This window comes from Mucilaginibacter flavidus (assembly GCF_024055575.1).
Lineage (GTDB): Bacteria > Bacteroidota > Bacteroidia > Sphingobacteriales > Sphingobacteriaceae > Mucilaginibacter > Mucilaginibacter flavidus.
On the sequence record NZ_JAMXOE010000001.1, the window covers coordinates 842,000 to 861,510 of the forward strand.

Annotated in this window: 13 protein-coding genes; 10 read left to right on the forward strand and 3 right to left on the reverse strand. The window is 43.2% G+C overall.

Features of this window, described 5'->3' with window-relative positions:
• Positions 1-337 precede the first annotated feature (337 nt).
• Positions 338-1,078, forward strand: a complete 741-nt coding sequence (locus tag NAF19_RS03810; protein WP_252788447.1) for a LytR/AlgR family response regulator transcription factor — start codon at positions 338-340, stop codon at positions 1,076-1,078.
• Positions 1,079-1,199: 121 nt separating this feature from the next.
• On the opposite strand, the gene NAF19_RS03815 is transcribed toward NAF19_RS03810, so the two are convergent.
• Positions 1,200-1,925 carry a hypothetical protein gene (locus NAF19_RS03815; protein WP_252788448.1) on the reverse strand — a complete coding sequence of 242 codons (726 nt, stop codon included), beginning with the start codon at positions 1,923-1,925 and terminating at the stop codon, positions 1,200-1,202.
• 320 nt (positions 1,926-2,245) lie between these two features.
• Here NAF19_RS03815 and NAF19_RS03820 point away from each other — a divergent pair, with 320 nt between their 5' ends.
• The 5 genes from NAF19_RS03820 to NAF19_RS03840 all read left to right on the forward strand — a co-directional run bounded on the left by NAF19_RS03820 (position 2,246) and on the right by NAF19_RS03840 (position 6,390).
• On the forward strand, positions 2,246-3,343 hold the full coding sequence (locus tag NAF19_RS03820) for an acyltransferase family protein (RefSeq protein WP_252788449.1): 1,098 nt from the start codon (positions 2,246-2,248) through the stop codon (positions 3,341-3,343).
• Between the two features lie 86 nt (positions 3,344-3,429).
• Positions 3,430-3,930, forward strand: coding sequence for a hypothetical protein (locus NAF19_RS03825; RefSeq protein ID WP_252788450.1), 501 nt, complete (start codon positions 3,430-3,432; stop codon positions 3,928-3,930).
• A 136-nt stretch (positions 3,931-4,066) separates the two neighbouring features.
• The gene (locus tag NAF19_RS03830) at positions 4,067-5,023 is read left to right on the forward strand and encodes an acetyl-CoA carboxylase carboxyltransferase subunit alpha (protein WP_252788451.1); all 957 of its coding nucleotides are present in this window, start codon (positions 4,067-4,069) and stop codon (positions 5,021-5,023) included.
• A 486-nt stretch (positions 5,024-5,509) separates the two neighbouring features.
• Positions 5,510-5,761 (forward strand): hypothetical protein, encoded by a 252-nt coding sequence (locus NAF19_RS03835; RefSeq protein ID WP_252788452.1) that lies wholly within the window; start codon positions 5,510-5,512, stop codon positions 5,759-5,761.
• Entirely contained in the window at positions 5,761-6,390 is a 630-nt protein-coding gene (locus NAF19_RS03840; RefSeq protein ID WP_252788454.1) for an ATPase, read from the forward strand. The genes NAF19_RS03835 and NAF19_RS03840 overlap by 1 nt, the downstream gene beginning before the upstream one ends.
• Positions 6,391-6,481: 91 nt before the next feature.
• On the opposite strand, the gene NAF19_RS03845 is transcribed toward NAF19_RS03840, so the two are convergent.
• Complete coding sequence (locus tag NAF19_RS03845) at positions 6,482-7,951, reverse strand: glycoside hydrolase family 30 protein (protein ID WP_252788455.1); 1,470 nt, start codon at positions 7,949-7,951, stop codon at positions 6,482-6,484.
• 268 nt (positions 7,952-8,219) lie between these two features.
• Complete coding sequence (locus tag NAF19_RS03850) at positions 8,220-8,939, reverse strand: carbonic anhydrase family protein (protein ID WP_252788457.1); 720 nt, start codon at positions 8,937-8,939, stop codon at positions 8,220-8,222.
• Between the two features lie 323 nt (positions 8,940-9,262).
• Between NAF19_RS03850 and NAF19_RS03855 the strand changes: the two genes are divergently transcribed.
• The 4 genes from NAF19_RS03855 to NAF19_RS03870 all read left to right on the forward strand — a co-directional run bounded on the left by NAF19_RS03855 (position 9,263) and on the right by NAF19_RS03870 (position 19,358).
• The gene (locus NAF19_RS03855; RefSeq protein WP_252788459.1) at positions 9,263-11,623 is read left to right on the forward strand and encodes an ABC transporter permease; all 2,361 of its coding nucleotides are present in this window, start codon (positions 9,263-9,265) and stop codon (positions 11,621-11,623) included.
• A 96-nt stretch (positions 11,624-11,719) separates the two neighbouring features.
• The gene (locus tag NAF19_RS03860) at positions 11,720-14,110 is read left to right on the forward strand and encodes an ABC transporter permease (RefSeq protein ID WP_252788460.1); all 2,391 of its coding nucleotides are present in this window, start codon (positions 11,720-11,722) and stop codon (positions 14,108-14,110) included.
• Positions 14,111-14,271: 161 nt separating this feature from the next.
• Positions 14,272-16,728: an FtsX-like permease family protein gene (locus tag NAF19_RS03865; protein WP_252788462.1), complete on the forward strand. Its 2,457-nt coding sequence runs from the start codon at positions 14,272-14,274 to the stop codon at positions 16,726-16,728.
• Positions 16,729-16,916: 188 nt separating this feature from the next.
• Positions 16,917-19,358: an ABC transporter permease gene (locus NAF19_RS03870; RefSeq protein WP_252788464.1), complete on the forward strand. Its 2,442-nt coding sequence runs from the start codon at positions 16,917-16,919 to the stop codon at positions 19,356-19,358.
• Positions 19,359-19,511: the final 153 nt, after the last annotated feature.

Genomic DNA, 19,511 nt, shown 5'->3' on the forward strand with positions numbered 1-19,511 from the left:
AGGCGACCATGCGGGCACGTACTTTTTAAAATATGTGATAAGGTTTAGGTGGGTTATCAAAGCACTGTCTTGATGTTACGGGTGTGTATCGGGCACCGGCAACTTTAGCTTCTAAACTTGGTATGAATTTAACTCCAATTATTAATTTTGCCGCATCAAGTTTACGAATTGGCTATTTTACTTTGTGAATGCGCGTTTTTAGCACTTTAACTAAAAGTCGACATTCCCACCGTAACAAAATTTACCGTGCAATCGTAACAAAACCTGCACCTGCATCAGGCACAAAATTTACAGTTAATATAATTTTTTAACCACTTGTTATTATAACTTTGGTAATATGTTAAGCAAAGTTAAAATTGTAGTCGTAGAGGACGAAGTATTCATCGCAGAGGCATTGCGGATAATGCTGGAAAACCTTGGATACGAAGTAACGGCCATGTTTAACTCAGGAATTGAGGTGCTCAAAAACTTCAAACCCGGCCTTGCCGACATTATAATTATGGACATTGAGCTGGCCAATAATACAAACGGCATCGACACGGCAATTGAGCTTAAAAAGATTTGCGACCCAACTATTATCTTTATCACCAACAACACAGATGAACGCGTGCGCAAAAAAGCGATTTATGAAACCAACGCGGTGCACTATGTTCCAAAACCGTTCACTAAACTCGATATCAGCATAGCCATCGATCTTGCGTTAAAACATTCCGCAAACAAAGAAATAGCATCGCAAAAAGCAACAGAATTTTCCTACCTTATGAATGATAGTATTTTTGTTAAAGATGGCGGCAGCTTTAAAAAAATAATGGTAAGCGATATTCGGTTTTTAAAAGCCAATGGCGCCTATTGCGAACTGTACTACAACGCGAGCCATGTTATATTTAGCGAGAATTTAAGCTTTTTGGAGGTCAAACTTGCTTTTGCAAAAAACCTGCTGCGGGTGCACCGCTCCTATATCATCAACATAAACTATATCACCAAAATCCAGGACAACAGGCTGTGGATCGATGATGAGGAAATACCCGTTGGCGTAACGTATAAAAAAGAATTAAGCGATCTGATCAGGTTTATTTAGAAGACCATGGTCCATGGACGATAGACCATAGCCTGAACTGAATAAAATATGGTCTATGGACTATCGACTATTAACTTATTTATACCATCCCACCCAATCTCCTGCCCTTCGCCTTGTATCATCAATTCCGCCTCCTGTACGACCGCTCTTTATAATAAGGCTGTATATTTCCAAAATTATACGTAATTCCAACCGAAATTTGACGGTAATGGTCGGTATCGTGGTTTTTAAACTTCGATACCGGGTCGTTGTATCCATCAAGGTTATCGCCGATATCAAAAGTATGTATGTAGCAAAAAGTGATAACAAACTGCGGTTCGTCAAATCCGTTGTAAATCCGAAGAGCGTACCCTACCCTTCCCGATGCAATAAATTCCAGGCTATGGTCTAACCCGGGAAACATATAGTGCGACCCATCGGGCTTAATCCTGTTGGTTATTACCTGGTTATTGATTCCGCCAAAACCAAAACCGGCAAAAAGGCCTTTTACCGGGTCAAGTATATCGCTGTCGTAATCAAGCAATTCACCAAGCTGCATGTCGGCACGCAAAACAATGGCTGTGTAGTTGTTTTTATATTTTCGCAGATTTTTATCAAGTGCTAAAGTACTCCCGCCGCCCGATAGTTGTCCGTGCTGCAGTTCGAGAGAAATGGGGAAATAAGGGCTAAAATTATAATTGAAGTGGAAAGCGGCGCTATAACCTGGATTTTGTCGCACCAAGTCGGTATAACCAAGGGTAGAACCTCCATCAATACCGACGCCAAACTCCGCAAAACTTTTAATGCTTTGCGCGTTAACCGATACAGCCAATAAGAAACCACAAAAAGCTAAAAGTAACTTTCTCAAAAAAACGCCCGGGTAATAATTTAAATCGACCGAATGTAATAAATTTTAATACTTATAATGATACAGGCTTATCTGTTATCATAATATTTAACTAACAATTCGGCTAAGCGAATAATTGCTTTTTTGAACTTATCTGCGACAATTATTGCCAGATATATTATCCCGTTTATTGCAACTGTGGATAAAGATTTTCATAAATGTTTGCATTAAATGATAAACAAGGGGCTATTGGGTCATTTATTAGCCCTTTTAAATTTCCAAATATTGTTTAGCTTTATTAATTATCGCCAACAATTCTTACCAATAAACCCAGGGAATAAATGACCGCCAAAACCTCAGCCTCCGTATCTAACCGACTGCTTTCCCTCGATTTTCTTCGCGGGTTTATTATGGTACTTTTAGCTATCGAGTCGACAGGTTTGTACGATTATTTATACGAGCATACCCACAACGGATTTATTGAGCAATTTACGCATCATCCCTGGCATGGACTCCATTTCTGGGACCTGGTGCAGCCCTCGTTTATGTTTATGGCGGGCGTGGCCATGGCTTTTTCGTTAAACAAGCAGTGGGCAAATGGCGTTAGCTGGAACCAATCGTTTATAAAAACATTAAAGCGTTGCGGCTGGCTGTTTTTTTGGGGCGTTTTGGATTATGCCGTGCGGCCTAAAGGCTTATCATTCGAGCTATGGGACGTGTTAACCCAATTGTCGTTTACTACTTTGGTAGCATTTCTCATTTTTCGCTGGAGTTCATTAGCGCAAATTGGCATATGCATTGGGCTGCCGTTGCTTACCGAAGTATTGTACCGCTTTACCCATGTACAGGGTTTCGATCAGCCATTTACCGATCAGCACAACTTTGGCAACTATATTGATTTGCTGCTGATGAACAAAATAAACAAGGGCGGCTGGGTCGCCATAAACTGCATCCCTACTGCGGTACACACCATCGCCGGCGCGCTTATCGGCAAACTCTTGCTAAGCGATAACAAAAACAAATTGGGCCGGATAATGCTCTGGGGCGCAATTTGCCTGCTTATTGGCTTTGGGCTGGACTTGTTGAATATCACCCCGATAATTAAACGTATTGCAACTACATCATTCACCATAGCTTCCTTAGGCTGGTGCCTCTGGTTTTTGGCCCTTAGTTATTGGTGGGTTGATGTAGCGGGACACAAGAAGTATTTAACCTTTTTTACCATAGTGGGGATGAATTCCATCTTCATCTACCTGTTTTTTGAAATTGTAGGCAGCCGGTGGTTTAATGGCTACGTTAGTGCAATTTCGAATGGCGTTTTAGGCTGGTTTGATGCCGGGGAATTATTAAAAGTTATAGTCGGTGCAATTTGCATTTTCGGGTTCGAATGGTTGATTTGTTATTTTTTGTATCGAAAAAAGGTGTTTTTTAAATTGTAACCGAACAAATTTCTTTTCATTGAGTTTATTTGGTTGGATTAGGTGTATTGGGTCGACCTATTCGAATCTAACTAAATCAACACTTTATGCCGAAACTACTACTTACCCTGATTGCCTTGACAATTACAATTTCAGCAAGAGCCCAATCTCCTGACACCGCCATTATCAAAAAATCTCAACTCAAAACCATTACTGATGAGGAATACACCGCCTTATTAAACGGCACCGACTTATACCACATGTCGTTAGCGGCCGAGTTGAATCATTACCCATCGCCGGTTAAAGCATTGAAATATAAAAAGGAGATTAATTTAACCACAGAACAGGAAGCCAAACTTAAGCCGATTGTAAAAGAACTGCGCCGCAAAATACTGGAAATGGGCCTTATAGTCATCCGCAATGAGCGAACACTTGATAGTATTTTTAAATATAACCGGGTAGATAACGGTTCGCTGATATATTATGCAAACCGCTACGGCCTATACCAGGGAGAGTTGCGGAACACCATTTTACAATCCTGCCTTGTTACCAAAAGCATACTCACACAACAGCAGGTTCGCAAAATTGAGTCGATAGAAAAAAGGTAATTCACTGAAATACCATTAGATTTATTTAATTTAGCGCCCCCTAATTAAGTGTAAAAACATTTTGATGTTTATTATCACCAAACGGGTTTGAATTGATTTATACAGGAAGTTCATCTCACTATTAATAAATTGTTGAATGAAGATTACTTTTGACTTTGAAAAACCACTTGCCGAGTTGCAACAGCAAATTGAAAAGGTAAAGCAGGTTGAAGATAAAAACAAGCTTGACATGTCGGCAACGATATTGGAGCTTGAAGGCAAACTGGATGCCGCCAAAAAAGACATATACTCCAACTTAACCGGCTGGCAAAAAGTACAGATATCCCGCCACCCCGAAAGACCCTACACCCTGCAATATTTAGAGCTGATGTGCGACGATTTTATCGAACTGCACGGCGACCGTACTGTAGGTGATGACAAAGCAATAGTTGGCGGTTTCGGCACCATAGGCGGGCAAACAGCGATGTTTATCGGTCACCAGAAAGGCCGCAACACCAAGGAGCGCCAGATGCGCAACTTCGGTATGGCTAACCCAGAGGGCTACCGCAAAGCATTAAGACTAATGAAGCTTGCCGAGAAATTTAACAAACCCGTTATTACGCTTATTGATACACCGGGAGCGTTTCCAGGCCTTGAAGCCGAAGAACGAGGACAGGGCGAAGCCATTGCCCGAAACCTGCTCGAAATGTCGATATTAAAAGTGCCGATTATTTGCGTAGTGATTGGCGAAGGCGCTTCAGGCGGTGCATTGGGTATTGGCATTGGTGACAGGGTATTAATGCTTGATAATTCCTGGTATTCGGTTATCTCTCCCGAAAACTGCTCCACCATCCTGTTTAAAACCTGGGAGCAAAAAGAGCGTGCGGCAGAAATGCTGAAACTAACCAGCACCGAAATGCTGAAAAACAAACTGATTGACGGCGTAATAAAAGAACCCCTCGGTGGCGCCCACCAGGATCCTGTTGCTATGGCTGGCATCCTTAAAAAACAATTGCTAAAAGATTTGAAAGTGCTAAAAGAGCGCAATATTGATGAACTGGTTACCGACAGGATAAACAAGTTTTGTAATATGGGTGTGGTGATTGAAGACTAACACAATATTTATATAATATGAAAAAAGCGGCCGATGGTCGCTTTTTTTGTTTAGCAGTAATCCAATCTTGTTATTGCGAGCGAAGTACGAGCGCAGCAACCCCGTCGCTTATCGATGTCGAAGTGTAAACCTATATCAGCATTATAGTATAGTTTTATGTTCCTGTGCACAGTGGAACATAAGGAACAGGGTGGAACAGTGAAAAGCTAACCCATGTTGCTAAAAAGCTTGTTTCTGCATTAAAAATACGCTTTTCACCTTATTTACTATGCTAAAAATGCGAAAAGTACTGACAAATTAGTGTCAGTACTTTTCGTAAAAATTGTCTTGTCCGCCCGCGTCGTTCGCTTGAATGATAACGGTTGTGAGCATCCATGTTCGCGACAACCAGTTTCGTGTCCAGCTGGTGGTGGTATTAGTAAACAAAAAAACAGCTAATGGCCGCTTTTCTTGTTATATTTGACTAAGACTTTAAAGAAAATTTTCATGAGCGACCTTGAAATTTTAGAGAAAAAAGGGACTGATGCAGTATTGCGATTACGTAGCAATAAACTTGCTGCTGGCAAACCTTTTATGATTAACTCTAAAGATTTACCATCCAAACAAAGTTATCTTGAATATCCGGACGGAAGTATAAATATAGTAATTGTTGCTGCCGATGCCCGTTCTTTCGAAATAATCCGTAAACTTTCTGACAAAGAAGCCCAATCGGTTCGCTACGGTTTTAATCTGTTGTAATGCCTTCACTTTACATCATTACCGGGTCAAATGGGGCGGGTAAATCAACCGTTGGGCCCGAATATTTGCCAAAACATATTCACGATAAATATCCGGTATTTGATGGAGACCTTCTTTTTGTGGCTAAGCAACGCGAATTATTCCCAGCAATTACACGTTCGCCAAAAGAGGCAAAGAAAATAGCTTTTCAACATGTAGTCGATACATTTGAAAAACTTGCAGATGATGCGTTAACAAACAATGACAATTTTGTTTACGAAGGACATTTTACAAATAGCGCGACTTGGGACACGCCAAAACGCTTTAAAGCCGCAGGATATGCCATTCATCTATTTTTTTTGGGGTTAACAAGCCCCGACTTATCACAATTAAGGGTTGCAGACAGGGTTACTGAAGGTGGACATTACGTTGATAGATCTACAATTGAAGCTAATTTTATAGGAAACCTTGAGATGCTCAATATCAATTTCAGGTTCATAGACCACTTAACTATTGTTGATACTTCTGAAATTCATCATATCACCCTGGCAACGTTAACTTCAGGTATTATTGTGTCGTCAATTCCAGTAGCTGATTTACCAGGTTGGTTTGTTGAATACCTGCCGGCTATCAATGCAATCATTCATTAATAATATGACGTCCATAGTTTAAATCTCACTAATAAAAATGCCCGTCTAATCTCAAAGTTTAAACGGGCATAAATTTACTTTCTTAATAATGTTACTCCACCACCAACGTCGCAATCGAATGCGCCAGCGCCGTAGTTTTAGCAGCTTTCCCCTTTATCCATAACGAATAATCGATGTTCTCATCGCCGCCGTTCATTACCACAACGGCCAACTTGCCATCGGGGTTGATATAGGCGGTGGTTAACAGTTTATCCCTGCTTGCTGCGCTTACTATGCGTTTGGCACCGGGTTGAATAAACTTGCTGAAATGGCCAAGGTAATAGTACGAGTTGGTATAAATTAAACTGCCGTTACGCGTATCGGCATGCACAGGTGCAAAGCAAAAATTACCCACGTGGTTTGGCCCGCCTTTTTCATCAAGTAGCACGTTCCAGTCCGTCCAGCCTACGGTACCGGCGTTGAAGTCGTTGATCATCGACAGTCCGTAACGTTCGCCCAGTGACCAATCATTCAGCCTGTTAAAATCAAATTTTTCCACGCAGCCTTCGGTAAATATCAAATTCTTATCAGGGAAAGCTTTATTTACAAGGCGGGTGCTTTCAAAGTCCATCCCCGCGCCGGTCCAGGTTTCGTACCAGTGGAAACCTATGCCCCAAACGTATTTGGCCGTTGCCGGGTCTTCCAGTATAGTGCTGGCTCGCTGGTAAAGTAAATCGCGATTATGGTCCCAAATGATTAGCTTTTTGCTTTGCATGCCCGCTTTGTATAAGGCTGGACCCAAAAAGTTCTTGATAAAATCGCGCTCGTCCTCAGCAGTGTAAAGGCACGATTCCCAGGTTTGCGTTGCCATCGGCTCGTTTTGCACCGAAAGGCCCCAGATAGGAATGCCCAGTTTTTCGTAAGTCTGGATAAATTTGATGTAGAAGTTGGCCCAGGGCTGGTCGTACTTGGCCAGCAGTTTGCCACCGTGCAACACATCGCCATTACTTTTCATCCATCCCGGCGGGCTCCAGGGTGTAGCAAACAAAGTAAGCTTACCCCCTGCCGCCTTGGTAACTTCTTTTATAAATGGTATGCGGTATTGCTTATCATGACTAACATCAAATGATTTAAGCGACACATCATTATCTTTTATATAACCGTACGTTCCGCTCGAAAAATCGCTGCTGGCTATACTGGTACGGCCAATGGTATAACCAATACCTTTTTCCTTGTCGTAATAGGCAGTCAGCAATTCCTTTTGCTTGTCTTTAGGTAATTTGTAAAATATCTCGGCTGAGGCGTCAGTCAAAGCGCCACCTATCCCCAGCATAGTCTGGAACGTTTTTGACGGGTCCACAAAAATGGCAACTTCGGTTTCAACCGGTTGCGGGCTACTTTTAAAAGTAAGCGTTTCGGTTTGCTTCATCCGGTCATCGGTACCTTTGGCGGTTACATAAACTTTTACCGATTTATTGGCAGCCGAATATGGCAGGTGTTTTCGTTGCGCGTTGGCGAGGTTAGCGGCGGCCAAAACCAAACAAGCCGAAGCAATGGAAAGTGAAATGAATTTTCTTTTCATGATTGAATAAAAATTAGGAATTGCGAGGGTGCTATTGTTATAGCAGGATTATAATAACCAAATCTATCAAACAAAATTAATCATACAAGCACAAACTACTATATAAATAATTGATTAATAGTCAATTGGAAGGCGTTTGATACGCAATAGTACCAAACGCCTTCCAATCAATTTATTCATAATCAACCGGTTCAATTAAAGGCACAAACATGCAGGTCATTTTTCAATGCGGATAAATACCAATGCCGTAAAATATTACAGCCGGCAGTTAAAAGAAAGTTATTTTTCCTGAGTCCAAATCGTACATGCCCCCCACAATCTTAATCTTCTTTTCCTGCTCCATTTTGTTTAGGATAGGGCTATCGGTGCGCATCTTGTCGATTGTTAACTCCACGTTTTTCCTGGCAACGTCATGCACCAGCGCTTCATTTTTTGATGACCTTTTGCCTGGCGTTTTTACAGCATCCACAGCCGGCTGTATCCTGGTTAGTAATGCGGTTATATTGCCGAGTTTTACGTTATCAATAGCTGATTTTACCGCGCCGCAATGCTCATGTCCAAGTACTAATATTATTTTGGCACCGGCTATGTTGCATGCATACTCAAGGCTGCCCAATATGTCCTGGTCTTCAATATTTCCAGCCACACGCGCTACGAACAAGTCACCAATGCCCATATTAAAAACATCTTCAACTGGCACCCGCGAATCGATACATGATAAAACAGCAGCCATAGGGTATTGTCCCGATGCAGTTAAATGAATCCGCAGACTATCGTTTTTTAACGTTCCTTTATGGGTGTAAAAACTTTGGTTCCCCGCTTTAAGCAATGCAATAACCGAATCAGGTACCAGCTGCTTCTGCTCATCCGCTGTAATTACTTTGTCGCTAATAACGCTGGCATTTTTTGCGGTCGCAGCGCTGTTCGTCTTGGAGTTACCGCACGAAAACAACACGCAGGCAACTAAGATCACGATAATAGGTTTCATAATAGGCTTAAAAATTAGGTTTATAATTTATCAGGGGAATAGACAATATTATAAAAAGAAATTTGATTATAAGCTATTAAAAATAAGACAATTATACTAAGGCGGAAATGTATTTTGGAGTTAAGGCACTGTAACAAAACCGTACACTTACCGTACGGATATGCACCATTTATATAATGCATAAATAGTTGGTAAAAAACTGATAATCAGACATTTAAATTATCGGCACAGTTTTGAATTGAAGAATCCGTGAAAAGTTATGTGTACGGTGTCGTAGTCCCACCAATGAAATAATAAACCGTTGAACTAATGAACTAGCTACCATGATAAAAAACTATTTTAAAATTGCCTGGAGGAACATTATAAAAAATAAAACCTCGTCACTAATAAATATTAGCGGACTGGCCGTTGGTATGATGGTGGCCATGCTGATTGGTCTATGGATATGGGATGAATTATCGTATGATAAATATCATCAAAACTATGACCGCATTGGTCAGTTGATGACTACGCAAACCAGCAATGGCGAAACCGGGACCTTTCAATCAACGGTGGTACCGCTCAGTAATGAATTGCAGAGAAAGTACCCGGCCGATTTTAAACGTGTCGCCCTTACATGGGAGGGAACACATATACTGGCAATAGGCGCCAAAAAATTATCGCTGAATGGCATGTGGGCTGAACCAGACCTACCCGCAATATTGTCGTTGGTGATGGTTCAAGGTAATTATAATACATTTAACGACCCTGCATCTATCCTCCTGTCGGCCTCCGTAGCAAAGTCATTATATGGCGACGCCAACCCTATTAATCAAACCCTGAAGGTTGACAATAAAACCAACCTGAAGGTTGCCGGTGTTTATGAAGATTTGCCGCATAATACCACTTTTAGCCAAACCATGTTTATGATGCCCTGGAAGGATCCGGCAAACTGGTGGAACACGCAAACCACAGCATGGTCTAACCATGGCTGCCATCTTTTTGTAGAACTGAATGCACAAGCCGATTTTGCCAAAGTATCGGCCAAAATAAGGAACATTACCAAGCCTCACTTTAAAATGAATGACGAAACAATGCAGGTGTTCCCTATGGCGAAATGGCATTTGTACAGCGAATTTCAAAATGGCGTTTCGGTTGGGGGACGTATAAAGTTTACCTGGCTGTTTGGAATAATCGGCGCATTTGTATTGTTACTGGCCTGTATTAATTTTATGAATTTAAGCACAGCCCGCAGCGAGAAAAGAGCCAGGGAAGTGGGCATCCGCAAAGCCATTGGTTCATTGAGGGGGCAGCTTATCAGGCAGTTTTTAAGCGAATCGATGCTGGTTGTGTTTTTAGCTTTTGCGCTAACAATAATATTGATGATACTGGCCGTGCCATACTTTAATACAATAGCAGGCAAAACCGTAAGTATTCCCTGGGGCAGCCCTTTATTTTGGCTGATCGCACTCACTTTTACTTTTTTAACCGGTATTATATCAGGAAGTTATCCTGCCTTTTACCTGTCGGGTTTTAAACCCATTAAAGTATTAAAAGGCACTTTTAAAGCGGGCCGTTTAGCCGCGTTGCCACGCAAGGCGCTGGTAGTTGTTCAATTTACAGTGTCGATAGTGTTAATAATAGGCACTATTGTAGTTTACAGGCAAATACAATTTGCCAAAAATATCCCAGTTGGTTATAACCGAAGCGGCCTGATTACAGTTAACATGAATACGCCCGAGATTCATGGCCACTACGATGCTTTGAGAAACGATTTGATTAAAACCGGCGCCGTAGCGGATATGGCAGAATCAAACAGCTCGACTACACAAATATGGTCAAACAACGGGGGCTTTGATTGGATGGGAAAAACGCCGGGGTTCGACCCTACTTTCGGCACCATTGCCGTTACCCAGGATTTTGGCAATACCATTGGCTGGAAAATTATTGAAGGGCGCGATTTTTCAAGAAATTTCCCTTCGGATACCGGGGCCTTTATTTTAAACGAATCGGCCGTAAAGCTTAGCGGCATTAAAAACCCTGTAGGTAAAATAATGAGGTGGGACGGCAAAGACCACGCTATTACCGGCGTGGTAAAAGATATGATAATGGAGTCGCCTTATAAACAAACAATAGCAACCATTTTTCACATGGAACCGGGATGGGTTAATTTGATTACTGTCCGCATAAATCCCAAAGCAGCTGTACAAGATGCGCTGAGTAAAATTGCGCCTGTATTTCAAAAATACAATCCCGGCAGCCCGTTCGATTTTAAATTTGTTGATGACGAATATGCACGGAAGTTTTCAGACGAGCAGCGCATAGGCGATATTGCTACCGTTTTTGCGGGGCTTGCCATTTTCATTTCGTGCCTGGGCTTGTTTGGCATGGCATCGTTTATGGCCGAGCAGCGCATCAAAGAAATTGGCGTACGTAAGGTGCTCGGTGCTACGGTGTTTAACTTATGGCAATTATTATCAAAAGATTTTGTAGCGTTGGTAGTTATTGCATTGCTTATTGCCACGCCTTTTTCATATTACTTTATGCATAAGTGGCTGTTGGGCTACCAATTTCGCACCCAAATTACCTGGTGGATATTTGCGGTTGCAGGTGTTGGCGCAATGACAATTACATTATTAACGGTTAGCTATCAAAGCATTAAAGCTGCGCTGGCAAACCCGGTAAAGAGTTTGAAGTCGGAGTGATTAGAGACTGGAGGTTAGAGATTAGGAAAACCTTCGGCTATGAACCTTAAACTATGAACTTCCACCAATGAACTAATGAACAATTGAACTAATACCATGATAAAAAACTATTTTAAAATCGCCTGGAGAAACCTGCACAAGCATCGTTTTTTTTCATTGGTAAATATTTGCGGCCTGGCAATAGGCGTAGCTGCATTCTGGATTATTGCCTTATACGTAACCGACGAATGGAGTTACGACCGCTATAACGAAAAATCGGACCGTATTTTCCGTGTCGCTCAGCATGGCAAATGGGATAACGGCGGCTTTAACCTGGCTATTACCTCAGTACCGTATGCACCGGCGTTAAAGGCCGATTACCCGGAAGTAGAAGAAGCCATCCGCATTGACCAGGAAGGTGGTGGCAAAATAACTTATGGCGATAAGCAGATTGACGCAGGCGACATTTCATTTGCAGATGCAGCCATATTTAATGTGTTTACTTACCACTTTTTATCAGGCGACCCCGAAACTGCCTTATCAAAACCAAACTCAATTGTTTTAACAAAAACACTCGCCGAAAAGATATTTGGCGATGCCACCTACGCCGTTGATAAAACCATCTATTTTGATAAAAACGATGCGCAAACGGTTACCGGGGTAATTAACGACGTGCCTGCAAACTCAACCTTTAAGTTCAGCGCACTGCGGTCGTTTAACGCAAACCTTACCGGCAACTGGCCAGCTGCAAACCTGTTCACGTTTGTTTTACTTAAAAATCACGATGATTATAAAAAGATAGAGGCTAAATCAGGCGCATTTTTCAACAAATATTTAAAGCCCTATTTCGCTGGTGTTAAATACAATATGGAGCTGCAGCCGCTCACCTCAATTCACCTGCACTCGAAGCTCGACTATGAAATGGGTAACAGCGGTAATATTGCCTACATGTACGTATTCAGTGTAGTTGGTCTGCTAATATTGGCCATTGCCATTATAAATTATGTTAACCTGACCACCGCGCGTTCATCAGTACGAATAAAAGAAATAGGCATCCGCAAAGTCATCGGCTCAGGCAAAGCCAATTTAATAATGATGTTCTTTGCCGAATCGATATTGCTGGCTACGCTGGCTACTGTTGCCGGCATGCTTGTAATACAAACCGCTATCCCCTACTTCAATCATTTATCGGGAAAGGGCTTAGACATCTGGTATTTTGGGACGGCTAAATCGCTCTTTATATTCGCCGCCTTCGCCTTTATAGCGGGTATTATCAGTGGTATCTATCCGGCATTGTTCCTATCAGGCTTTAAAACCATACCCGCCATGAAAGGGCAGTTGGGTAACCAATCGTCAACCATAATATTCAGGAAAGGGTTGGTAGTTTTCCAGTTTGTGATAACTGTTGTAATGATAGTAGGCTCAAGCGTAATATACCAGCAGCTGCATTATGTGTTGGAGAAGGATTTAGGCTTCAACAAATCGCAGGTGTTAACTTTCCATATCAATAATAAGGGCGCCCGCGCAAAAACAGAACAAATTAAAGCGCAATTGCTGCAAAACCCACTGATACAAAGCGTTGCCGCTGCGGGTAACCCAATCGGCAATAACGATATCGGTTCAATGGGTTTTAACATTGGTACCGACGGGCGCAACTCACCGGATACCAAACTGGTTGAGTCGTTAATTATTGATGAAGATTTTATCCCGGCAATGCAGATCAAAATGGTGCAGGGCCGTAATTTCATCAAAGGTGTTTCAGACACGGCTAACCACGCAATCCTGGTGAACGAAACACTGGTAAAAGAGTATGGCTGGAAAAACCCGATAGGAAAGCGCGTGCCTACAGGGGTCGACCATGGCGTGGTACTTTACTCAACCATTGTTGGCGTTACCAACGATTTTAACACTTATTCGCTTCAGCATAAAATAAGCCCAATGGTTTTGAACCTTCCTTACGTCTCCAACGACAAGGACAACCTGTATGTACGCTTAAGCAAAAACAATATCCCTGCAGCAATTAATTACCTGCAGCAGGTTTATGCACAATTTGACCCGGAGAATAAAATCGATTATCACTTCCTCGACCAAAATTTTGCCGCCCAGTACCAATCGGAACAAAAACAAGGCAACCTGCTGCTGATTTTCACGGTGATTGCAATTGCCATAGCTTGTTTGGGACTGTTTGGCCTGGTAACATTTACCGCGCAACAGCGTGTTAAAGAAATCGGCATCCGTAAGGTATTAGGCGCACGCATAAGCCACATCGTAAACATGCTTGCAAAAGAACTGGTGCTGCTGGTGCTGGTTGCGGCGGTTATCGCAACGCCAATTGCCTGGTTTGCCATCAGCAAATGGCTGCAAAGCTTTGCTTACAGAGTTGATATACACTGGTGGATATTTTTAGGCGCCGGCATAATAGCAATGCTGATAGCATTTATAACCATCAGCATCCGCTCGGTAAAAGCCGCGCTGGCCAACCCTGTGAAGAGCCTGAAAAGTGAGTAATTAAAGACTGGAGATTAGAGGTTAGGAAAATAGTGGCAGTGGGAAGTAGCAGTAGCAGGTATTAATGTAGGGGCGAATTGCATTCGCCCGATGCGCTATACAATTACGGCTATGAACTTTTCGGCTATGAACCATGAACTATCAACCATGAACTAAATAACATGATAAAAAACAATATAAAAACAGCGTTTCGCACTTTCCGGAAGAACAAATGGTTTACGCTGATCAATACCATCGGGCTGGCAATTGGTATTTGCTCGGCACTGGTTATTTATCTTGTGGCGTATTTCGATCTCACGTTTGATAAATTTGAAACAAACAGCGACCGTATTTATCGCGTGGTTACCAATTTCACCTTTAGCGGCACGCCGGCATATAATCCGGGTGTATGTTCGCCCTTGCCAATGGCTGCAAAAACATCAGTTACCGGCCTGGAATTGGTGGTACCCCTCGATCAGCCCTTATTTCCCGATGTTGAATTGGGGGAAAGTAATCCGGCCGCAAAACAAAAATTCAGGCAGCAAAGGGATATTACTTTTACTACACCCGATTATTTTAAACTCATTAACTACAAGTGGCTGGCCGGTAACCCCGCTTCATTGAACGAACCCTACCACACCGTGCTTACCGCCGACAGGGCGCAGCAATATTTCCCCGGCGAACCTTTACGTCAGGTAATCGGCAAAGTAGTGATTTACGACTCGGTTAAAACCACTGTAACTGGTATCGTAGCGCCGCTAACAGAAAACACCGGCTTCACCTTTCATGATTTTATATCATATAACACCTTATTGACCGACCACGTGCTACGCCAGTCGCTCCGGCTCGACAACTGGGGCCGCGCGCAGGTTAAGTCGCAGCTTTTTTTACAGCTCGCGCCGGGCACTAGTGCAACAGCCGTAACCAAACAGCTAAATGCACTGCTTAAACGAAACCTGGACAATACCAACAAACACAAAACCCAGGCTTTCGCGCTGCAGCCGCTTGACGACATTCACTTCAATACAAAATACGGCGGCATTGCCGATTATAATAACAGGGCGAGCAAAAGTGTTATCTATAGCCTGGTTGCAATTGCCGTTTTCCTGCTGCTTTTGGCCTGCATCAACTTTATTAACCTGAGCACGGCGCAGGGTGGCCAGCGGGCAAAAGAGATAGGTATCCGTAAAACGCTCGGCAGCAGCCGCGCACAGTTAGTTTACCAGTTTTTGAGCGAGATTTTGCTTATAACCATTGTTGCTTTTGGCATCTCGTTAATGATGACGCCTTATTTACTTAAACTATTTGCCGGGTTCATTCCCGAAGGCATCCACCTCGACCTTGTGCATCAGCAGTTTATCTGGTGGTTCGGCTTATTGCTTATCATCGGCGTAGGGCTGGCCGCGGGCACGTACCCGGCGCTGGTATTGTCGGGTTATAAACCCGTATCGGTCTTAAAAAATCAAACACAGGCACAGGGACAAACACGTAAAACGCTGCTGCGTAAATCGCTTACAGTTTCACAATTTGTGATAGCGCAATTCTTCGTTATTGCTACCGCAATGGTGGGCAAGCAAATTTACTTTGCCCTTCATAAAGACCTCGGATTTAAAAAAGACAATGTGGTTACGCTAAATGCGCCATTTAAAAACAATTCGGCCCGCCAAAACGCCACATTGCTTGCACAATTACGGGTAACCCCAGGTATAACCATGGTAAGTATGGGCCACGACGCGCCGGCATCAGACAATACCAGCAGCACAGAGGCCGAATACAAAGACGGCAAAACCACCATCCACATGGATGACCTTGCCATGAAGTTCGGCGACGAGAATTATATCAAACTTTACCATATCCCTTTGCTGGCCGGGCGCAACTTGCTACCCAGCGATGCCAACCATGCATTTTTAGTAAATGAAGCCTTTTTGCACCGCGCCGGTATTCAGCGCCCGCAGAATGCAATAGGTAAGTTCGTCGATAATTTTAACGGCGACCGCCGCATGGAGATAGTTGGCGTAGTTGCCGATTTTGACCAGGGCACGGTTCATGACGTTATTGCACCAATGGCGCTGATGACCAGCCCCGAGGCGAGAATGAGCGGCACTTTCCACATACTGCTTGCCGCAAACAGCGATGAATGGAGCGGCACATTGGCTCGCATCCGCAGCGAATGGCACAGCGTTTATCCAGACGATGCAGACGACTTGCAATTTGTAGATGAGGGTATTGCCCGCCTTTACGACAAGGAACAACATACAGTTACCCTGTTGCAATGGGCAACCGGCCTTTCGATATTGATCAGTTGCATGGGGCTGCTGGGCCTCACTATTTTCAATATTGCCCAGCGCACCAAGGAGATTGGCGTACGCAAAGTACTCGGTGCGTCCGTTTCCAGCATTATGTTGTTATTATCGAAAGAAATTATGCTGCTGATCATATTGGCATCGGTTATTGCCATACCGGCGGCGGTATACGCAATAAATTTATGGATGCAGGACTTTGCCCAGCGCACCACCATGAGCTGGTGGGTATTTGCAGTTTGCGCAGGCGGCCTGTTGGTGATGGCATTAGCCACCTCTGCATTTCAAACCATCAGGGCAGCATTAGCTAACCCGGTAAAGAGCTTAAGAAGTGAGTGATTAAAGACTGGAGATTAGAGGTACGGAAAAAAGTGGCAGAGGGAAGTAGCCGTTATTAATGTAGTGGCGAATTGCATTCGCCCTATGCGCTATACAACTCCGGCCATGAACTATCCCGCACGTGCGGGATTAACTATGAACTGCCTCACCAATGAACTAATGAACAAGTGAACTAATAAACTAAAACTATGATACTAAACTACTTCACCATCGGCATGCGTAACCTTTTAAAAAGAAAGGGCTACACCGCGTTAAACATTTTGGGGTTGGCTATAGGAATAGCCTGCTGCCTGCTTATCTTTCAGTATGTATCATACGAACGAAGCTATGATACCTTCCAGGCAAAATCGCCTCAAATTGTGCGTTTGCGTCTCGACCAGAGCAAACAGGGCAAACTGATGTGGCAGTCAGCCACATCATATCCCGGCATCGGCCCGGCCCTGAAACGCGATTACCCCGAAGTAGAAAATTATTGCAGGCTGATTGATGACGAATTGCTACTGAGCAACGATGCCAAACATATAAAATTCTCCGAAACAAAGGGTTATTATGCCGACCCATCGGCAATAAACATGCTGGATGTTCAGCTGCTTAGCGGCAGCGCCGCTTCAGCATTAAAAGGGCCCAACAAAATCATCGTATCGCAAAGCATGGCCAAAAAATATTTTGGAACCGACGATGTGCTGGGTAAAACACTGCTGGCCCGCGGTACGAGGGCAAACGAAACATTTCAAATCGGGGGCGTATTTAAAGATTATCCTTTTAACTCGCATTTGATATTGGATTACATGGTATCATATGCAACACTTGTGAGCGAGCTGGCCGGTGGTGGCGATAAAACCGACCTGGCCAATACTGCTTTCAACTGGTATGATTTTTACACCTATATACAGCTAAAACCCGGTACCGACGCCCAACAATTCCAGGCTAAACTTTCTGGGTTTACAGATAAGTATATAAATAAGACCGATTATCGAAAGGCAAATAATATAAAAGACAGGCTTTACACTATTCCCTTCCGCGATATTCACCTGCTCTCAAACTACAACCAGGAGGCCGAAGTAAACGGCAGTGGCAGCGCTGTTAATTTTATGTTTTTGATTGGCTTTATCATCCTCGCTATTGCGTGGATAAATTATATCAACCTGTCAACAGCCCGCTCTGTTGAGCGTGCAAAAGAGGTAGGCGTACGCAAAGTGCTGGGTGCAGCTAAAAGCACCCTGATCAGGTTGTTTATGTTCGAAAATATGCTGTTAAACTTTATGGCAATAGTTATCGCAGCAATTGCCGTAGTGGCATTAACCCCATGGTTTAATAGTTTAATGGGCCGCGAAAGTGCCCCTGACTTTTCCATGTCGGCCAAATACTGGTTAATATTTTCAGGGATGTTTTTGGCAGGCACGTTGCTTTCAGGTTTGTATCCTGCGTTTATTTTGTCGGGTTATCAGCCGGTGGCGGTTTTGAAAGGTGCCTTTAAAAATACATCAGGCGGCCTGTTGTTACGCAAAAGCCTTATCGTAGTTCAGTTCAGTATCTCCGTTATTTTAATTGCCGGCACCATTATAGTTTACCAGCAGGTAAGTTTTATGCGCAGCCAAAAGCTTGGGGTCGATATTAATCAAACATTGGTTTTAAACGGTGTACAATCCATCAGCGATTCGCTGTACTTAAATTCCCTGCAACCGTTTAAGGCCGATTTATTAAAAAACAAAGGCATTAAAAGCATGACCGTGTCCACCAGCGTCATGGGTAAAGAAATTTATTGGACCACCAGTTACCAAAGCCTCGACCATAAAGAACTCGGCTCCGGCACATTATACCGCTTAGGTGTCGACTACGACTTTCTTTCGCAGTTTAAAATCAAGCTACTTTCCGGCCGGGATTTCTCAAAAGATTTCCCTACCGATAAAAAGGCAGCCATTATAAATGAGAATGCCATGGTGCAATTGGGCTTTAAAAACCCGGAAGACGCCATAGGCAGAAAAATTTCAAATGGCGATACCATGACAGTTATTGGGGTAATACAAAGCTTTCATCACCTTGGTCTGCAAAAACCAATCGATCCGCAGCTGATAACATTACGCCTTGATGCACGCCAGGCCTACTCTATCAAACTACAAACTGCCGATTTAACCGGTACCATAGCAAGCGTAAAAACAACATGGGACAAATACTTCCCCAACGACCCGTTTAACTATTTCTTTTTAGACGACCAGTTTAACACCCAATACAAAAGCGACCAGCAATTTGGCAAAGTGTTTACGCTGTTTGCATCGCTGGCAATACTGATTGCTTGTTTTGGCTTGCTTGGTTTATCAGCATATAACATTTTGCAGCGCACAAAAGAGGTAGGCATCCGCAAAGTACTGGGTGCATCAACCAAAAGCGTGGTATATATTTTATCAAAAGATTTTATGACCCTGGTGGTGATATCATTTGTGATCTCGGCCCCTATATCGTGGCTGGTGATGCATAACTGGCTGCAGGGCTTTGCATATCGCATAAATATAAGCTTATGGGTATTTGCTGCGGCCGGTATAATATCGGTAGCTATTGCCTTATGCACCATAAGCTTCCAGGCAATTAAAGCGGCATTGACAAACCCGGTGAGGAGTTTGAGAAGCGAGTGATTAGAGACTAGAGGTTAGTAAAAAAAGTGGCGGTGGGAGGTAGCAGTAGCAGTTATTAACGTAGGGGCGAATTGCATTAGCCCTAGGCGCCATACAATTCCGGCTATTAACCATTAACTGTGAACTTTTCACCAATGAACTATTGAACAAATG